Raw genomic sequence first — 15,359 nt, forward strand, 5'->3', positions numbered from 1 at the left:
ACTCCGGGAGGTCGGGAACGAGGAGGCGTCGCGTGCCGGTGGAAGTCACCTGGTGGGGTCATGCCACCTGCACCATCGAGGACTCCGGGGTCCGGGTGCTGACCGATCCGCTCTTCGTACGGCGTCTGGCGCATCTGCGCCGCCGCCGCGGCGAGCTGCCCGGTCCCGAGGCCGCGGTCGCGGACGTCGTGCTCGTCTCGCATCTGCACTCCGACCATCTGCATCTGCCCTCCCTGGCCAGACTCGCCCCCGGCAGCAGGCTGATCGTGCCGCTGGGCGCGGTGCGCTCGGTGCCGGGACTGCGGGGCCTGGGCTCGAAGCGCGGGCTGCGGATCACCGAGGTCGCCGCGGGTGACGAGGTCCGGGTCGGTGAGGTGCGGGTACGGGCGGTTCCGGCGATGCACGACGGCAGGCGGCTGCCGATGGGCCCGCATCGCTCCCCCGCGCTCGGCTTCGTGGTCGAGGGCGAGGCGCGGACGTACTTCGCCGGGGACACGGGGCTCTTCGACGACATGACCGAGGCCGTCGGGCCGGTGGACACGGCGCTGCTGCCGGTCGGCGGCTGGGGCCCGTATCTGGGCCACGGCCATCTGGACGCGGGGAGGGCGGCGCAGGCGCTGGCCCGGCTGGCACCGAGGTCGGCGGTGCCGGTGCACTACGGCACGTACTGGCCGATCGGCATGGACGGGGTCAGGCCGCACGAGTTCCACTCGCCGGGTGACGAGTTCGTCCGCAAGGCGGCGCTGCTGGCGCCGGAGGTGGCCGTGCACCGGCTGTCCCACGGCGAACACGTGCGGCCGGAGGGCGCCAGGTGATCCAGGAGGTCGTGAGACAGCTGCCCCCGGAGTCGACGCAGCAGGCGGTCGGCTACCCGTCCCTGTTCCTGCTGGTGACGCTGGGGGCGCTGGTGCCGGTGGTGCCGACGGGTGCGCTGGTGAGTTCGGCCGGGGTGGTGGCGCTGCATCAGTCGTCGCCGTTCTCGCTGCTGATCGTCTTCGCGGTGGCCTCGGCCGCGGCGTTCCTCGGCGACATCTGTCTGTACTGGCTCGGCCAACGGGGGGTGCGGTCGAAGAACGGTTCGAAGTGGCTGCGGACGATCCGGGACCGGGCCGCTCCGGACCGGCTGGCACAGGCGCAGCGGAAGCTGGACGAGCACGGGTCGATGGTGCTGGTGCTGTCCAGGCTGGTGCCCGCCGGGCGGATACCGGTGATGCTGGCCTGCCTGCTGAGCCGGATGCCGCTGCGGCGGTTCGCCCGTGGCGATGTGCCGGCATGTCTGGCGTGGGCGGCGACGTATCAGGTGATCGGGATCCTGGGCGGTTCGCTCTTCCCGGAGCCGTGGCAGGGGGTGGTCGCGGCGGTGGGTCTGACCCTGCTGATCAGCGGGGCGCCCGCGGTGCTGCGGAGGATGCGGACCCGGTTCAGCCACTGATCGTGCGGGGTGCCGGCTCCAGTACGCGCGAGGCGCCGATCGGCAGGTCCCAGAGCAGGTCGCGGGGGTGTCCGGCGCGTTGCCAGGCGGTGCGCAGCCGGGTCAGCGGTTCGAGCACGGGCTCGGCGGAGAGCAGGAAGGTGGCCCAGTGCATCGGCGCCATCGCACGCGCGCCGAGGTCCTCGTACGCCTGAACGGCCTCCTCCGGATCGGTGTGCACGTCGCCGAGCCACCAGCGCGGTTCGTACGCCCCGATCGGCAGGAGGGTCAGGTCGATGCCGGGGTACCGGCTGCCGATCTCGCCGAACCAGTGCCCGTAGCCGGTGTCCCCGGCGAAGTGGATCCGCCTGGCGCCGGGGCCGGGGGCGGAGATGATCCAGCCGCCCCACAGGGAACGGCAGGTGTCGGTGAGGGTCCGTTTGGACCAGTGGTGGGCCGGCACGAAGTCGAAGCGGACCCCGTCGAGCTCGGCCGATTCCCACCAGTCGAGCTCCGTGACACAGGTGAAGCGGCGACGGCGGCACCAGCGGCCGAGCCCGGCGGGGACGAGGAGCGGGGTGTCCTTGGGCAGTCTGCGCAGGGTGGGGGCGTCGAGGTGGTCGTAGTGGTTGTGGCTGATGACGACGGCGTCCACGGGCGGCAGGTCCTCCCAGCGGACGCCGACCGGGGTGATCCTGGCCGGGGTCCCGAGGATCCGCCTGGACCAGACGGGGTCGGTGAGGACGGTCAGCCCGCCGGTGCGGATGATCCAGCTGGCGTGCCCGGCCCAGGTGACGGACGTGCTGCCCGCGGGGGTGACCGGCAGGGGTTCGGGGGCGTACGGGAGCCGGTGGATGCCGCGCAGTCCCTCCGCGTTGGGCCGCAGGGAGTGCTCGCGGGCCAGTCGGGACATGCTCATGACACCAGGGAGGGGCGCGGTGAGCCGGTCCGCGAAGCTCCTGGGCCATTCCCGGATCTCGCCGAGCGGACGTGGTTCGACGATCCGGCCGCGGGCTGGGCGGTGCGGCTGCGGCTGTGCGGTCCCGGTGCGGGAGCGCTCGGTCTGTTCCGTCATCGAGAGACTCCCGTCTCGCAGTTCCTCATCGGAGTTCGTCGAGGGCCGTTGCGAAAATGCTCAGCGCCTCGGCCACATGCGGCAATTCAAGGGGCGCCACAGCGGTGAGGGACTCCAGTTGCTGTTCCGGGGCCGATCCGAGCAGCGACCCGGTGCCCAGCCGCACCCGCAGCGCCCCCAATTCGTCGCCGAACCGGTGTCCGCCCGGTGTCGGTGCGCCGAGACGTTCAGTCAGGTACTCCTCCAGCTCCAGCGAGTCCGTGACGCCACGGGCGGCCAGCCGGGACCTGAGCGGGCCGAGATCGGCGTAGAGGTGCCGGCCCGCCTGCGGGGGCCTGGCCAGCGCGCCCGACGCCAGGACCGCGCGGTGGGCGGCGGCGGCGATCCGTGCCTGGAGCGCGGCGGCCCGGCGGACCCGTTCCGTCACGGAGTCCGGTTCGCGCAGCGCGTGGGCGGCGGCCATGGCGACCGGCCCCGCGACGAGCGCGCCGAGCGCGGTGAGGATGTCGAGCGTACGGGCGTGGCGCACCGCCGCCCGTTCGGTGTCCGGGAACCGGGCGACCGCGACCGGCCAGGCGGACGGGGTCAGCGCTCCGGCGAGGTCGCAGACGACCGTGACGTCGTCCGGGCACATCTCGGCCGGGCTGAGCAGGACCGTGTCGCGCGGCCGGTGCAGGGTGTCGCGCCAGGTCTCGTCGCTCACGACGTGCAGCCCCTCGGCGATCGCCGCCTCGCACGCCTCGCGCACCAGTTCCGGCGGGGCGACGGTGGCGGTCGGGTCGTCGACGACGGAGATCATCAGCAGCCGGGGCCGGCCGCCCTCGGCGCGGACCCTGCGCACGGTCTCCAGGAGCGCGTACGGATCGGGCACGCCACCGCACTCGGCCGGGGTCGGCACGTGGTAGGCGGGCCTGCCGAGCAGCCGGGCCTGCGGGATCCAGGTGGCGGGGCAGGGGCGCGGCATGAGTACGTCGCCGCCGTGCGCGGCGATCAGCGCGAGCAGCAGCGGCGAGGCGCCCGGGGCCGCGGCGACGTGCTCCGGGCTGCCGGGCAGCCCGCGCCGCTCCCAGTAGGCGGCCGCGGCCGTGCGCAGGGCCTGGCCGCCACCGGTCGGTTCGGGCTCGCCCCGGCCCGCCGCCGCGGCGAGCACCTCGGCCAGCTCGGGCAGCACCGGCAGCCCCGGATCGGGGGCGGGCGGCCCGTACCGGACGGGGCCCCGGTCCTCGCGTACGGAGGGCGCGCCGTCCCCGGCCCGTCCGGGCCGCTCGGTCCGCTGCCGCGCCATCCGGGCCTCCTTCGCCGCCGCCCCGTCACCCTGTCGCGCCGTTTCGCACTCAGGGCCCTTTATACGAGGGTTCGGCCGACCGCGCCCGCCGACGGAGCGGTGGGGCGCCGTTGAGGCGGCGTCAGCCGGCGAAGGCCGCCTGGGGCATTCCGCGCCCCGCGTCCGGCAGCACCAGCAGCGAACCGGACAGCGGGTGCGGAGCGGTGAGCCCGGTCCGGGCGGTGGAGATGTACAGGTCGTTCAGGTCCCGGCCGCCGAAGGCGCAGGCGGTCGGGCGCCTGACCGGCACCGCGACGATCCGGTCCAGCGCGCCGTCGGCCGTGTACCGGCGCACTGCGGCGCCGTCCCACAGCGCGACCCAGACGGCCCCTTCGGCGTCGACCGTCAGCCCGTCGGGGAATCCCGCGCCCTCCTCGACGGTGGCGAACGGGCGCCGGTTCATGGCGTGTTCCCCGTCGAAGTCGAAGACGTCGATACGGCGCGTCGGTGTGTCGATGAAGTACATCAGCCGCCCGTCCGGGCTCCAGCCGATGCCGTTGCCGCACGCCACGACGGGCAGCACCGCGCTCGTCGTGCCGTCGGCCGCGACCCGGGAGAGGCTGCCGCCGTCCGGGGCCCCGTCGTAGCGCATGGTGCCCACCCACAGCGCCCCGTCCGGCGCGACCGCCGCGTCGTTGCCGCGCCGGCCCGGCACCGGGTCGTGGACCAGCCAGCGGAAGGCTCCGTCGGCGTCGTACAGGCCGACGCCGTCACGCAGATTGACCACGAGTCCGCCGCCGGAGCGCGGTTTGGCGGCGCCGACGTGCTGTTCGGTCGCCAGCACCGTACGGCGGCCGCTCACCGGGTCGTAGGTGTGCACGCGCGCGGAGACGATGTCGACCCAGATCAGCCGTCCGGTGGACGGGTCCCAGGTCGGGCCCTCGCCGAGCTCGGCCCGCTCGCGCACGGCCACGTCCAGGTGCGGTGTGTTCACTTCTGCCTCTCGTGACCGGAGTGCCGGAATGCCGGAATGCCGGAATGCCGGAATGCCGAGCACACACTAATCCTGTTCTGCGGCCCTTCGGCAGTCGCGGGGCGATGAGCACCCTCCCGCATCGGCCTGGTCTGTCGAACGCCCGGCTGAGCGACCTGGTCCGAGACGTGTTCCGACCCATCGGTAACCTGCGTCGTCATGATGCGCGCGTGGATTCTGCCGATGCTGTTCGTGCTCTGCGGCTCAGCCGTCGCGACCGGGCCGATCCTCCGGGGAAGTCCCGGCGAAGCCGCGGCGATCCTGCTGGTGTTCGTGCTGCTCGCAGGCGTGAACTCGCCTCTGGTCTTTCCCAGGTCCATCGGTGCGCTGGAGGCACAACGCCGCAGCGCGGTCGACGGCCGGCCGGTCGTCTACTGGCGGTCGGGCTGCAAGTACTGTCTGCGCCTGCGCTTCCGGTTGGGCCGCAGCGCCCGCCGGTTGCACTGGGTCGACATCTGGCGCGACCCGGACGGAGCGGCGGCGGTGCGGGCGGCCAGCGACGGCAACGAGACCGTGCCGATGGTCGTCGTGGCCGGCCGGTCCCATGTCAACCCGGATGTCGGATGGGTGCGCGAACAGCTGTCTCCATCCGCGTGATCGGAAACGATGCCGTAACACCAAGGCGCCCAGGGGCCTCCCGGGACCGTCGGTCCGCAACGTGGCCGCCGGACCCGAGAGGTAATTTCAACCCATGCTGACAGCAACGCAGTTGAGCAATCACCTTCGGGCGCATGCACCCACCTACGTCGCCCTCGCAGCCGTCGTCGGCACGGTCCTGGCCGGACATCTCCAGGCACAGGGCATCCTGGAGACGGGAGAGAGACAGGCGGCAAGCGTCCTGGAAGCGACGAGGAACGAGGCGGACGGCCGACAGGACCGGGACAGGGCGCGCGAGCAGGTGACCCGCTACGGCGAACTGATCCAGTCCTCCACCCGCATGCGCCTCCTGATGCAGCGCTTCGAAAGGCTCGACGCGAAGTCCCGACGCGATCCGGCGATCGTCGGGGAACTCACGGCGGGCACCGACGACCTGGCGGCGAAGGCGAATTCGGCGGCGGTGATCCTGCAGAGCCATGCGAGCAAGGCAGTGCGGGAGAACTCCCACGGCATCGCCTTCACGATGCCCTACGCCGCCCAGTGCCTGGAGACCGGCCTGCCGGGCAACACGCACGGCTACCGGGTGGACTACCCGGGGCGGGGGCTCACCGACTGCGGGGAACTGCGGGAGTGGCTGGAGGTCCACGAGAGCACCCTGGCGAAGGATTCGCCCACCTTCTCGTAGCCACGGCACTGCCGTGACCCGACGAGCACGGCCCTCGGGACCGGCGGCTGACAGCCGAGTTCTCAGGCCTGCCTGCCGAGCAGTGCGAGGAGCCGGGTCTGCGGGTCGGCGTCCGGTGCGGTCTCGACGGGCGCGGCGAACAGACCGCTCTGCGAGAGGTCCTTCGCGTACGGTCCGACCTCACGGCCGGCGAAGTCGACCAGCCGGGCGGGCAGCCGCTCGTCGGCGCCGATCGCCCGGGACAGATCCCAGGCGTGCACCACGGCGTCGGCCACCATCTGCGCGCAGTAGGCGTCGGCGGCGCTGTCCCCGTACGACAGGTTCACCGTCCCTTCCAGCGCGCCCGGCGCCTCGAACGCCCGGCGCGCGGCGGCCGCCGCCCGGTCCCACGCGGCCACGGGGTCGTCGCCCAGCACATCGCCGTCGAAGGCGTCGCCGACCTCGGCGACGGTGCGGCGCTCGGTGACGAGCGGCGGCACCCAGAGCTGTTCGGCGGTGAGATGGGCGACCAGGTCCCGGACGGTCCACTCGGTGCACGGTGTCGGTGCGGACCACTGGTCCTCGCGCACCGCGTGCACCCGGTCGGTGAAGAGCCGGAGCGCCTCGCCGTGGCGTTCGAGGATTTCGCTGACGGAAGCGACGGAAGCAGATGCCATGCGTCCACTCTCCCCGGCCCGGGGCCGGGGCGCGAGCGGGCGCCGCCCACATGTCGAGACAGTGATCTCAAATTCCGGAACTCCGGCGTACGGTGGCCTTACCGATCACCGCTTCGCGGCTCGCGTTCCAGGCACGCTCCGGAACGCTTCCGGCCGCGTTCCGAGAAAGGATCCACGGCCATGCCGAAGGAGACCGCCGTCTACACCCACGGCCACCACGAGTCGGTGCTGCGCTCGCACCGCTGGCGCACCGCCGCCAACTCCGCGGCCTATCTGACCGACGAGCTCCGCCCCGGCCTGGCCTTGCTGGACGTGGGCTGCGGACCGGGCACCATCACTGCGGATCTGGCCGCGCTGGTGGCACCCGGCCGGGTGACCGCCGTCGACACCGCCGAGGAGATCCTGTCCCAGGCGGCCGGGGTCGCGGCCGAACGCGGGCTGGACAACATCGAGTTCGCCGTCGCCGATGTGCACACGCTGGACTTCCCAGACGACTCCTTCGACGTCGTCCACGCCCACCAGGTGCTCCAGCATGTGGGTGACCCGGTGCAGGCGCTGCGCGAGATGCGGCGTGTCTGCCGCCCCGGCGGCATCGTCGCGGCCCGCGACAGCGACTACGCGGCGATGGCCTGGTACCCGGAGGTTCCGGGCCTGGACGACTGGCTGGACCTGTACCGCCGGGTCGCCCGCGCCAACGGCGGCGAGCCGGACGCGGGCCGCCGGCTGCTCTCCTGGGCCCGCCGGGCCGGCTTCACCGACATCACCCCGACCGCCGCCAACTGGTGTTTCGCCACCCCGGAGAGCAGGGTCTGGTGGAGCGGCCTGTGGGCGGACCGCACGGTCGGTTCGGTGTACGCGGAGATCGCAGTCAAGGGCGGCCGTGCGAGCACCGAGGAACTGGCGGAGATCGCCGACGCGTGGCGCGAGTGGGGCACGAGGGACGACGCCTGGTTCCTGGTCCCGCACGGCGAGGTGCTCTGCCGGGTCTGAGCGCGCCGCCCTCTCCCCCGGACGAATCGATCACACGCCGATGTGCCGCCAACTACCCTGGCTCGCATGGACATTCTGGGAACCACGCTGCGCATCTGCGTCGACGACCTGGAGGCCGCGGTGGCCTTCTACGAGGACCTCACGGGCAGTTCGGCGCTCCGTTTCGAGCGCGGCGGGGTCTCGGTCGCCGCGATCAGCTGCTTTCTCCTGATGAGCGGCCCGGAGTCGGAGCTGGAGATCCTGCGCAAGGTGACGGCGACGATCGCGGTCAAGGACGTCGACGACGCGCACGCCTCCCTCACCCGCGTCGGTGCCCGGATCATCGCGGGTCCGGTGCCGACGCCGGTGGGCCGCAATCTGATCGCGGTGCACCCGGACGGCTCGGTCTTCGAGTACGTCGACCGGAGCCTGCCGTCCGGCCGGTGAGGGCCGGACGGCATCGGTGATATTCCGTCAGCTCCTGGGGCGCATCCGGAAGTTGTACCTTCCGGGCAGTGGCTCGTCCGTGAGCCGGGCCCATAGCTCGTCCAGGATCTGCGCACCCTCGCGCAGGTCCTCGACCTCGAAGCCCTCGTCGAAGACGGCTCGGGCCGCGGCCCGGTCGCCTTCGGCGAGCAGCAGCCGGGCCTCCAGCAGACGGAACCGGCCGCGCTGCCGGATCGCCGGGGGCAGGGCCGCCCATACGGACCTGGCCGCCGCGGCGCGGCCGGCCGTCAGCAGCGCCTCCACCGCCTCCCGGCCCAGCGCCGCGGCGGCCGCCGTCCATTCCTCGCCGTCGTCGCGGCGTTCCGCGCACAGGTCGTCGAACGCCTCGCCGTAGAGGTCCGCGGCCCGGTCCCGCTGCCGGCCCTCCCGGGCGGCGACGGCGAGGCACCGCAGCAACGGCCAGCGGGACGGGGCGAGCACCAGCCCGCGCTCCCAGCTGCGGACCGCCTGGGCGCGGTCACCGGCATGCCACTGGGCGACGCCCAGGTGGTACTCGGTGAGCGGTTCGGCGGGGGCCGTCTCCAGCATGTCGCGCCAGTGCGGGGAGACCAGGGAGGGGCCGGGCGGGACCACCCGGCGCGGCTCGGGGAACGTGCCCTGGTCCAGCAACTCCAGCCAGGGGCGCTGCTGTTCACCGAGGGTGGAGTCGGCGAACGGGGTACCGGGAAGCTCGTACTTGCCCCGCCTGACCTCCAGCGCGCCCCAGCCCGAGCCGGTGGCGAGCGACTCACCGGGTTCGGTGTCCGCGCAGGGGCGCCAGGCGGCGTAGGCGGCATCGACATCGGCGCGCGGCAGCGCCTCGGCGAGCCGCTGTTCGGTCTCGGAACGGGCCGCCGCCCAGTCCTCGCCGTGCACGGCGAGCGGGTCCGCGGACAGCGGGCCGTACGACTCCAGCCAGCTGAACTCGGCGCCCGGTTCGAGCGGGACGTGCTCCAACTGGGTACGGGCGAGCCCGGCCTGGATCTCGGCGTATCCGACGGTGCCGGGCTCGGTGAGCCACTCCTGCCAGCGCCGCCCGCCCGCGCCGCTGCCCCAGAGGAACAGCTTGCGGCCGCGCAGCAGATCGGTCGACGTCTGGACGAGCCCGTGGCCGTCCTCGTCGAGCGAGGCTATCCAGCGGCGGGCGCCGTCGGGCACCTCGTAGAAGTAGTCGGCGGGGAAGTCGCCGCGCAGCGGGTACGTACGGTCGACCGAGCCGGACACCGGGACCGGGACCGGGACCCGGGTCAGGGTCCGTTCGTACCCGAAGTGCCAGGCCTCGTCGGCGGGGGCGAGGACGCGGGTGCGTTCGCCTTCGGGTACGGCGATGTTGGACCACCAGTAGACGGGCGCGGTGTGCTCGTGCGGATTGCGGATCCGTACGCCGACGTGCAGGAAGTCGGAGTCGTGCGGCAGCCACAGGTCCACCTGGAACGGCAGGTCGCGCAGCCGCTCCCACTCCCAGAGGCGGACCATCTCGCCGCCGTCGGGCGCGGGAACCAGGGCCGCGTGGAGCGGGGCACAGGACAGTGTGGTGTGGCCCGTGGCCCCGATGTTCCATTCGATGCCGCCCGAGAACCAGGCGCCGTTGAGCGCGAAGTCGGCGGGCTGGAGCACGGGGTTGCGGTAGAGGAGTTCCCGGCCGGTCGGTTTGTGGTGGAGGGAGTGGACACGGCCGCCGAGACCGGGCAGCACGGTGGCCCGCAGCCGGTCGTTCTCGATGACGATCGCGTCGAGTGCGGTGGGGGTGCGCTCTCGCCCGTAGCCGTCGAGGATGCGCACCGGCAGCACGGTGGACAGTGGTTCGAAGCCGATCTGGCGTGCCATGTCACGTGGCAGTGCGGCCCGGTCGCGTTCGTCGATCACATGCATCTCGTCGAGCGGCCGCAACGCGGGCAACGGATTCTCCGGGCCCAGCGGCCCGGCGGGCAGGGTCAGTACGGCACGTCGTACGGTCGTGGCCAAGGCAACCTCGCTCCCTCACGCGGGCCGCCACAGGTCCGGGCGCCCCCGATGACCATGGAACACGTTCGGCAACGCTCCTGCCAGGGGCTTCGCTGCCAGACTTCTGCAAATACGCTCTTCCGGCAAGGACGGACCCGGGCGGCTTCGGGGCGCGCGTCCCGACCGGCCCCACCCCGCCCGTTAATTCGGGTGCGTTCCGTCCGCACCGCCGTAACCTTGGCCCTCGACGGAGATCGGTGGCATGGGCCGGTGCGGCATGCCCGGACGGAACGCGGAGCGGAACACGATGAGCACGCAGCACACCTACCGAGTGATCGTGCGCGGCACCTGGGACGGGCTGACGGACGAGGCGCGTGCCCGGCTGCTGTCCGAGGTGGACGCACACGGCCTGACCGCGATGCAGTTCTCCGAGGAGGGCTCGCTCGCGTACGACCGTGTGCTCAAGCATTTCAGCTTCCGGTACGTGGTCGTCTCCGACGCCGAGGACGGCGAGGAGCTGGCGGCCGCGATCGCCGAGGACCGTGCCGAGACCTACCTGGACGAGCGCGGGTACGGCCATGGCGCACTGCGGTCCACGGTGACGGACATGGACACCATGAAGATCAATTACAAGGGACGGCGCGGCTCGGCGACGGCCTGACGCCCGGCGGTCAGGTGCGTTTGAAGAACTCGACCTCCCCGACCGCGATCGGCCGTCCCTCGCCCTGGCCGGACGCGGCCCTCAGCACCAGCCGGACGGAGACGACGTCGCTGATGCCGGTCCGTACCGTCTGCTTGCCCGGTTTGTCGGTGAGCGTCACCGCCTTCTTCCGGACCTCGCCGTCCTGCGTGGTGACGATCAGGTCGGCCTTGGTGGGCCTGGCCCCCTGCCGGAATTCCTCGGGCTTCGTGGACACACCGGTGTACACCACGACGCCGACCAGCCGGAACGGCTTGTCGAAGACGCATGTCAGTGACGAGTCGAGCGTGGGTGCGCCCCAGTACCTGTTGGTCAGCCCGTCGATGGCGGCGGATGCCGGGTGGCCGGGGGCCTGGGCGCTCGCCGTGGCCTTGGCCGGGCTGATCTCCGCCGTTCCGCCGAGCTTGTCCCGCACGTCCTCGAAGACGTAACGCCCGGCCGGTACGAGCAGGAAGCCCGCGAACAGCAGCCCGACGACCACCAGCACCAGCACCGTCCGCCGGAACACCCGGCCCGATCCGCTCCGCACCCGGCGGCGGAACGGCCACACCGTGCGCCACCACGGCAGCGGCGCCGGCTGCTCCCGGGTCTGCAACGGTGCAGCGCAGCGGCGGCAGAACCGGCGTCCCGGCAGGTTCGGGGTGCCGCACGCCGGGCACGGCGGCCCGTCCGGCTCCTCGTCCGCCGCCACGGGCCGCACGACGGGCCGCCGGGCGATCGGCTCGGCCGGCCGCACCGCGACCACGGGCTCCTCCTCAGCCGCCGGCGCCGGCCTCACGGGGGCAGGCTGCGCCGGTGGTTCCGGCCGTACGGGTGCGGGCTGAACCGGTCGCGCGGGCGGCTCCGGTGCCTGTGCGGGCGGTGCGGGCGGTGCGGGTGGTGGAGGTGTGGATGGTGGAGGTGTGGACGAACGCGGTGCCGGGAGATCCGGTACCGGCGGCTCCGGGGGCACGGAAGGCGGGGCTCCGGGCGCGGGTGTCGCGGTCTCCGGTGCGGTACCGGCCACGGGCACGGGCTCGGGGTCGGGGTCGGGAGGAGTACCGGTCGTCGGCTCGGCGGCCGGGCGTGCCGGCGCTGACGGGCCGGCAGGTTCCGTCGCGGGGGCGGTGGGCTCCGTTTCGGGGGCGGCGGGTTCCGCCGCGGCGGGAGGGGTTCGCGGCGTCCGGGAGGACCAGCCCAGGTAGGAGCCGCAGTTTCCGCAGAATTCGTCGTCCTCGCGGTTGGCGGTACCGCACGCCGGACACGAGCGCATCGCGTCAGCCTCCTGTCTCGTCCGGTGGGCCCGGCAGAATCTCCACCCGGCAGGTGAGGTGTACGGGGCACGAGGCGGCGACGACGTCCCGGACGCGGTTCGCGTCCACCGGTCCGCCGTGCGGCGCCCAGACCCGTACCAGCAGTTCCCCGGTCGGGGCCGGGGGCAGCTGGGCGCCCGGTTCGGCCGACCACGTGGCACCGCCGCCGTCCCGGATGTCGGCGTGCACACCGAAGCAGAGCCGGAGTTGTTCGATCAGGCCGCGGCGGGTGCCGCGCCACCGGTGCAGCTCGACGGCGCGGGCGATGACGGCCCGCCGCAGCTCCTCGGGCCACGCTGGATCGACCTCGGCCGCCACCCAGGACGACAGCCAGGGCAGGAAGTCGGCCGGGGCCAGCGACGGATCGAAGTAGGCGGGGAGGTTGTCCAGGGTGGACAGGACCGGTGCCAGGACGGTGTCCAGGCCCGCCGTGAACCGCTGGGCCAGGTCGTCGTCCGCGTACAGCGCGGGCAGCAGCCCGCCGATCGGGTAGCGGCTCGCGAGACCGGGTACCGCGGCCCTGGTCATGAGCCGTCACCGGCCGTGCTCGCGGTGACCTCGACCTGGTGCTGGTGCGAGAAGACCAGGGCGCCAGGGGCGACATCGATCCGGTCGACCGCCGCCCCGCGCCGGCCGGTGATCGGGTCCGCGGGGAACAGCCGCACCTCGTCCACCAGGCCCACCCCCGGCACGCCCTGGAGCACGGCGAAGATCTCGCCGTACTGCACTGGCCTGCCGAACGGCCACCCGGTTCCGTCTGCCCCGCCCCGCAGCGGGTCGATGTGGCCGAACAGTGCCGCGATCGCGTCCGCGCGGACCCGGTCCACGTCACCGCCGTTCGTCACCAGTCTGGCGACCACCGTGACGCCCTGGTACGCGGGCGGTTCCACCACCAGCCGGGTGCCCACCAGGCGCCGTTCGTCGAGTCGTGCCGTGACCGTCGAGAGCACGGAGTCCGACGGGATCAGCTGCTCGAACCGCAGTTGGCCGCCCTCGTCGACGACCGCGTCGGGCACCACCAGTACCCGTACCGCGCCGCCCTCCCCCGCGACGGCGGGCACGCACCGGACCCTGCGCAGGGAGGGAGCGGCCTCGCGGGCGATGGCCTCGTAGTCCCCGGCCGTGACCGCCCGCTCCTGCACCCGGAGGATGTTGGGCGCCCGGACCTTCGCGTTCTCCACGGTCTCGCCGTCGACCCCGCCCCGGGCCGCCTCGCGGTTGTCCACGCCCGCCACGTACGGCACCGAGCTGCGCAGTACGCAGATGGCGCCGCGCGCGACGTTCCCGGCCGCCCCGCCGCCCGTCCGGTAGCGGGGGACCCGCAGTTGGGCGCCCTTCTCGGGCACCGCACCGTAGGAGCGCATCGTGCCGTCCGGATCGCGTACCTCCGGCGGGAACGCGAACTCGCCGGAGACGGCGTCGATCCGCACGTGCCGGTCGTGCGGGGCGGAGGCGCCGAAGTGCTCCACGGCGGTCCAGACCTGCCAGCCCTCCGCGGAGGAGACCTGGACGACCGGCGGCTCACCGTCCATCAGCAACGGCGCCCGGCTCACGGAGAAGCGCTGCCCGGCGACGCCCTCGGAGGTGCCGAGCGGCACGTCGAGGACGGTCTCCGCGTGTTCGACGCCCGTGGTGCCGCCGACGGTGAACACCTCGGCCTCCCGGATCGTCGGCGACTCGGAGTAGAACGGCTGGCCCGGCTCCGGCGCGGTGACCCGGCAGCGCAGCCATCCCGCCCGGACCCCCGCGGTCACCGAGGCGGTGTGTCCGGCGGGGACGAACACGATGACCTCACCGGGCCTGTTGAGCCCGCCGGTGCTGTCGGTACCGGTCCGGCAGACGACCCAGCGGGCCCCGTCCCACGCCTCCCAGACCAGCGGCGGCTGCCTCGGGTCGACGCCGACGCCCTCCACCCGGCTGTCCAGCCGCACGGCGACGATGCACCGGGGCACGGCGGTGGGCAGCCCGAACAGCATGGCGTCACCGGGCTCCGGCCGGGGCTGGAAGCACGGGATGTCCTTGCCCGCGCCGAGCGGTGCGGTGCGGTCGGTCTGGTCGCCCGACACCGGCGCGGTGACCAGCCGGATCAGCGAACTCGGCACGATCGGCAGCTCCTCGGAGGTCGAGAACACCACCGCCTCCTCGGCCTCGCCGCGTGCGGTGGCGACCTCCGTGCCCGTCGGGAGCCGCACGGTCTCCGGCTGCGGCGCGGAGAGCCAGAAGTCGACCTCCGCCCGCGCCACCGTCGGCGGGAAGAGCGTGACGCCCAACAGGTCGAGGAAGGCCGAGTAGTTCTTGTCCGGGACCCGGTTCAGCCGGTACAGCAACTGGTCGACCATGTACGCGAACGTCTCGATGAGCGTGACCCCGGGGTCCGACACGTTGTGGTCGGTCCACTCGGGAGAACGCTGCTGTACGTACCGCTTGGCCTCGTCGACGAGTTGCTGGAAGCGCCGGTCGTCCAGGTTGGGTGCGGGCAGGGCCATCAGCGCACTCCCGATTCTTCGGAGCCCTCGGAGGACGGAATCGTGTAGAAGGGGAAGACGAGGTTGCGCAGGTCGTTGGTGGCCCGCACGGTGTAGTGCACGTCGATGTACAAGGTGCCCTCCTCGATGGCGTCGAACGCGATCACCACGTCGGTCACCTCGATGCGCGGTTCCCACCGCTCCAGCGATGTGCGGACCTCCTGGGCGATGCGCCCGGCGGTGGCGCCGTCACCGGGTGCGAAGACGTAGTCGTGGATGCCGCAGCCGAACTCCGGGCGCATCGGCCGCTCGCCCGGCGCCGTGCCGAGGACCAGCCCGATCGCCTCCTCGATCTCCCGGTCCCGCTCGACCATGCCGATACCGCCCGTGGCGCCGACCCGCAGCGGGAAGCCCCAGCCGCGTCCGATGAACCCGCTGCCGCTCACACCGGGCCCCCGATCAGTACGTTCGGCGCACCGCTGATGATGGGCGCGCCGCAGCTGGTGTTGTCCCGCATCCGGGCGGCGGGCAGCCCGCCGATCAGGACCTGACCGGCGACCGCGGCGGCCGGGTTGGGCATGATCACGTTCCCCGGTCCGAGCGCGGCGTGCGGGGGGACCACGCACACGTGCAGGCTCCCGGTGACGGCCGCGGGCCGGCCGCCGATCAGCACGGTGGCGACGGCCACCGCACCCGGGGGCGGGGTACCGATGACGCCGCCGTGGGCGGTGCTGTCGCCCGTGCGGGCTGCGGGGGGCATGGTCGGTGTTCTCCTTGCTGGG

The 15,359-nt window shown here is 73.2% G+C and carries 17 protein-coding genes and 1 pseudogene; 7 read left to right on the forward strand and 11 right to left on the reverse strand.

Going from position 1 to position 15,359, the window contains the following annotated elements; all coding sequences use genetic code 11:
• Positions 1-32: 32 nt before the first annotated feature.
• Positions 33-815, forward strand: a complete 783-nt coding sequence (locus ACFYY7_RS26320; protein ID WP_388665087.1) for an MBL fold metallo-hydrolase — start codon at positions 33-35, stop codon at positions 813-815.
• On the forward strand, positions 812-1,432 hold the full coding sequence (locus ACFYY7_RS26325; protein ID WP_388665089.1) for a DedA family protein: 621 nt from the start codon (positions 812-814) through the stop codon (positions 1,430-1,432). The genes ACFYY7_RS26320 and ACFYY7_RS26325 overlap by 4 nt, the downstream gene beginning before the upstream one ends.
• On the opposite strand, the gene ACFYY7_RS26330 is transcribed toward ACFYY7_RS26325, so the two are convergent.
• The 3 genes from ACFYY7_RS26330 to ACFYY7_RS26340 all read right to left on the reverse strand — a co-directional run bounded on the left by ACFYY7_RS26330 (position 1,422) and on the right by ACFYY7_RS26340 (position 4,744).
• A complete protein-coding gene (locus ACFYY7_RS26330) occupies positions 1,422-2,486 on the reverse strand; it encodes an MBL fold metallo-hydrolase (RefSeq protein WP_388665091.1) in 1,065 nt (354 codons plus the stop codon). The two genes, ACFYY7_RS26325 and ACFYY7_RS26330, sit on opposite strands and share 11 nt — an antisense overlap.
• Positions 2,487-2,511: 25 nt before the next feature.
• The gene (locus ACFYY7_RS26335; protein WP_388665093.1) at positions 2,512-3,771 is read right to left on the reverse strand and encodes an aminotransferase class I/II-fold pyridoxal phosphate-dependent enzyme; all 1,260 of its coding nucleotides are present in this window, start codon (positions 3,769-3,771) and stop codon (positions 2,512-2,514) included.
• Positions 3,772-3,892: 121 nt separating this feature from the next.
• Positions 3,893-4,744: an SMP-30/gluconolactonase/LRE family protein gene (locus ACFYY7_RS26340; RefSeq protein WP_388665095.1), complete on the reverse strand. Its 852-nt coding sequence runs from the start codon at positions 4,742-4,744 to the stop codon at positions 3,893-3,895.
• A 198-nt stretch (positions 4,745-4,942) separates the two neighbouring features.
• Here ACFYY7_RS26340 and ACFYY7_RS26345 point away from each other — a divergent pair, with 198 nt between their 5' ends.
• Positions 4,943-5,380, forward strand: a complete 438-nt coding sequence (locus ACFYY7_RS26345; RefSeq protein WP_388665097.1) for a glutaredoxin domain-containing protein — start codon at positions 4,943-4,945, stop codon at positions 5,378-5,380.
• Between the two features lie 94 nt (positions 5,381-5,474).
• Positions 5,475-6,065 (forward strand): hypothetical protein, encoded by a 591-nt coding sequence (locus ACFYY7_RS26350; RefSeq protein WP_388665098.1) that lies wholly within the window; start codon positions 5,475-5,477, stop codon positions 6,063-6,065.
• 62 nt (positions 6,066-6,127) lie between these two features.
• On the opposite strand, the gene ACFYY7_RS26355 is transcribed toward ACFYY7_RS26350, so the two are convergent.
• A complete protein-coding gene (locus ACFYY7_RS26355) occupies positions 6,128-6,721 on the reverse strand; it encodes a TIGR03086 family metal-binding protein (RefSeq protein ID WP_388665100.1) in 594 nt (197 codons plus the stop codon).
• 180 nt (positions 6,722-6,901) lie between these two features.
• Between ACFYY7_RS26355 and ACFYY7_RS26360 the strand changes: the two genes are divergently transcribed.
• Together ACFYY7_RS26360 and ACFYY7_RS26365 are read left to right on the forward strand one after the other, a co-directional pair.
• Positions 6,902-7,711 carry a class I SAM-dependent methyltransferase gene (locus ACFYY7_RS26360; RefSeq protein ID WP_388665101.1) on the forward strand — a complete coding sequence of 270 codons (810 nt, stop codon included), beginning with the start codon at positions 6,902-6,904 and terminating at the stop codon, positions 7,709-7,711.
• Positions 7,712-7,777: 66 nt separating this feature from the next.
• Complete coding sequence (locus ACFYY7_RS26365) at positions 7,778-8,137, forward strand: VOC family protein (protein WP_266728329.1); 360 nt, start codon at positions 7,778-7,780, stop codon at positions 8,135-8,137.
• A 27-nt stretch (positions 8,138-8,164) separates the two neighbouring features.
• Here the strand turns inward: ACFYY7_RS26365 and ACFYY7_RS26370 are convergent, their stop codons facing one another.
• Complete coding sequence (locus ACFYY7_RS26370) at positions 8,165-10,141, reverse strand: DUF5107 domain-containing protein (RefSeq protein WP_388665103.1); 1,977 nt, start codon at positions 10,139-10,141, stop codon at positions 8,165-8,167.
• Between the two features lie 286 nt (positions 10,142-10,427).
• Here ACFYY7_RS26370 and ACFYY7_RS26375 point away from each other — a divergent pair, with 286 nt between their 5' ends.
• On the forward strand, positions 10,428-10,781 hold the full coding sequence (locus ACFYY7_RS26375; protein WP_388665105.1) for a DUF6204 family protein: 354 nt from the start codon (positions 10,428-10,430) through the stop codon (positions 10,779-10,781).
• Positions 10,782-10,791: 10 nt separating this feature from the next.
• Here ACFYY7_RS26375 and ACFYY7_RS26380 read toward each other — a convergent pair whose 3' ends face one another.
• The 6 genes and pseudogenes from ACFYY7_RS26380 to ACFYY7_RS26405 all read right to left on the reverse strand — a co-directional run bounded on the left by ACFYY7_RS26380 (position 10,792) and on the right by ACFYY7_RS26405 (position 15,337).
• The gene (locus ACFYY7_RS26380) at positions 10,792-11,565 is read right to left on the reverse strand and encodes an NADase-type glycan-binding domain-containing protein (protein ID WP_388665239.1); all 774 of its coding nucleotides are present in this window, start codon (positions 11,563-11,565) and stop codon (positions 10,792-10,794) included.
• A 444-nt stretch (positions 11,566-12,009) separates the two neighbouring features.
• A pseudogene (locus ACFYY7_RS26385) lies at positions 12,010-12,072 on the reverse strand (zinc ribbon domain-containing protein); the annotation flags it as partial.
• A 4-nt stretch (positions 12,073-12,076) separates the two neighbouring features.
• Entirely contained in the window at positions 12,077-12,640 is a 564-nt protein-coding gene (locus ACFYY7_RS26390; RefSeq protein WP_388665107.1) for a phage tail protein I, read from the reverse strand.
• On the reverse strand, positions 12,637-14,598 hold the full coding sequence (locus ACFYY7_RS26395; RefSeq protein WP_388665109.1) for a putative baseplate assembly protein: 1,962 nt from the start codon (positions 14,596-14,598) through the stop codon (positions 12,637-12,639). The genes ACFYY7_RS26390 and ACFYY7_RS26395 overlap by 4 nt, the downstream gene beginning before the upstream one ends.
• On the reverse strand, positions 14,598-15,023 hold the full coding sequence (locus ACFYY7_RS26400) for a GPW/gp25 family protein (RefSeq protein WP_351257960.1): 426 nt from the start codon (positions 15,021-15,023) through the stop codon (positions 14,598-14,600). Before ACFYY7_RS26400 ends, ACFYY7_RS26395 begins: the two co-directional genes overlap by 1 nt.
• Positions 15,020-15,337 carry a PAAR domain-containing protein gene (locus ACFYY7_RS26405; protein ID WP_388665111.1) on the reverse strand — a complete coding sequence of 106 codons (318 nt, stop codon included), beginning with the start codon at positions 15,335-15,337 and terminating at the stop codon, positions 15,020-15,022. The genes ACFYY7_RS26400 and ACFYY7_RS26405 overlap by 4 nt, the downstream gene beginning before the upstream one ends.
• Between the last annotated feature and the right edge of the window lie 22 nt (positions 15,338-15,359).

Origin of the sequence: Streptomyces sp. NPDC001933 (genome assembly GCF_042890955.1) — a bacterium.
Classification (GTDB): Bacteria; Actinomycetota; Actinomycetes; order Streptomycetales; family Streptomycetaceae; genus Streptomyces.

Excerpts from the sequence above, each read along its gene's own strand:
- ACFYY7_RS26330 (WP_388665091.1), bottom strand. The coding sequence starts at position 2,486 with ATGACGGAACAGACCGAGCGCTCCCGCACCGGGACCGCACAGCCGCAG.
- ACFYY7_RS26335 (WP_388665093.1), bottom strand. The coding sequence starts at position 3,771 with ATGGCGCGGCAGCGGACCGAGCGGCCCGGACGGGCCGGGGACGGCGCG.
- ACFYY7_RS26360 (WP_388665101.1), top strand. The coding sequence starts at position 6,902 with ATGCCGAAGGAGACCGCCGTCTACACCCACGGCCACCACGAGTCGGTG.
- ACFYY7_RS26405 (WP_388665111.1), bottom strand. The coding sequence starts at position 15,337 with ATGCCCCCCGCAGCCCGCACGGGCGACAGCACCGCCCACGGCGGCGTC.
- ACFYY7_RS26390 (WP_388665107.1), bottom strand. The coding sequence starts at position 12,640 with ATGACCAGGGCCGCGGTACCCGGTCTCGCGAGCCGCTACCCGATCGGC.
- ACFYY7_RS26375 (WP_388665105.1), top strand. The coding sequence starts at position 10,428 with ATGAGCACGCAGCACACCTACCGAGTGATCGTGCGCGGCACCTGGGAC.
- ACFYY7_RS26355 (WP_388665100.1), bottom strand. The coding sequence starts at position 6,721 with ATGGCATCTGCTTCCGTCGCTTCCGTCAGCGAAATCCTCGAACGCCAC.
- ACFYY7_RS26395 (WP_388665109.1), bottom strand. The coding sequence starts at position 14,598 with ATGGCCCTGCCCGCACCCAACCTGGACGACCGGCGCTTCCAGCAACTC.
- ACFYY7_RS26350 (WP_388665098.1), top strand. The coding sequence starts at position 5,475 with ATGCTGACAGCAACGCAGTTGAGCAATCACCTTCGGGCGCATGCACCC.
- ACFYY7_RS26365 (WP_266728329.1), top strand. The coding sequence starts at position 7,778 with ATGGACATTCTGGGAACCACGCTGCGCATCTGCGTCGACGACCTGGAG.
- ACFYY7_RS26345 (WP_388665097.1), top strand. The coding sequence starts at position 4,943 with ATGATGCGCGCGTGGATTCTGCCGATGCTGTTCGTGCTCTGCGGCTCA.